Genomic DNA, 1,012 nt, shown 5'->3' with positions numbered 1-1,012 from the left:
CGGGCCGGGTCGTTCGAGCCGCAACTGGTCAAGAAGCGTCAGCGGCGTCTGGGCGGGGTGGACGAGATGGTCCTGTCGCTGTCGGCGAAAGGGCTGACGCACGGGGAGATCTCCGCGCATCTCGCCGAGGTGTACGGCGCGGAGATCTCCAAGTCCACCATCTCCACGATCACCGACAGCGTGATGGCCGGCATGACGGAATGGCAGAACCGTCCCCTGGACAGCGTCTACCCGGTCGTCTTCATCGACTGTGTGAACGTGAAGGTCAGGGACGGGCAGGTCGCCAACCGGCCCGTCTACATGGCGGTGGCGGTCACCGCCGAGGGCCACCGGGACATTCTGGGTCTGTGGATCGGCGATGGCGGGGAGGGCGCGAAGTACTGGCTCCAGGTCCTGACCGAGATCAAGAACCGCGGCGCGGCCGATGTCCTGATGCTGGTCTGCGACGGCCTGACCGGCCTCCCGGACGCGTGAACACGGTCTGGCCTGCGACAATCGTCCAGACCTGCGTCGTTCACCTACTGAGGAACAGCTTTCGTTACGCGGCCCGGCAGGACTGGGAGAAGATCGCGAAGGCACTCAGGCCCGTCTACACCGCCCCGACTGAAGAGGCTGCGCTGGAGCGGTTCGTGGAGTTCACCGACACCTGGGGCGGGAAGTATCCGGCGATCGTCCGGCTCTGGGAGGCGGCCTGGGCGGAGTTCGTGCCCTTCCTCCGGTTCGACGTGGAGATCCGCAAGATCGTCTGCACCACCAACGCGATCGAGAGCATCAACGCGCGGATCCGCAAGGCCGTCCGGGCCCGGGGACACTTCCCCACCGACCAGGCCGCTCTCAAGTGCGTCTACCTGGCCGTCATGAGCCTGGACCCGACCGGCACCGGACGCAAACGCTGGACCATGCGTTGGAAGGCCGCACTCCAAGCCTTCGACATCACCTTCGACGGCCGGCTCACCGCCGGACGACGCTGAACAAAACCGACTGAGTTCCACCGTTCGCCACACAGACCCCC

Annotated in this window: 1 pseudogene; it reads left to right on the top strand. The window is 66.1% G+C overall.

Annotated features, from left to right (window positions below):
• Nucleotides 1-971, top strand: a pseudogene (locus ACWD11_RS35190) (IS256 family transposase); the annotation flags it as partial.
• Nucleotides 972-1,012: the final 41 nt, after the last annotated feature.

The organism is Streptomyces sp. NPDC002776 (genome assembly GCF_053592195.1).
The sequence above is the reverse complement of the archived record's forward strand: the minus strand, read 5'-3'. Positions and strand labels throughout refer to the sequence as shown.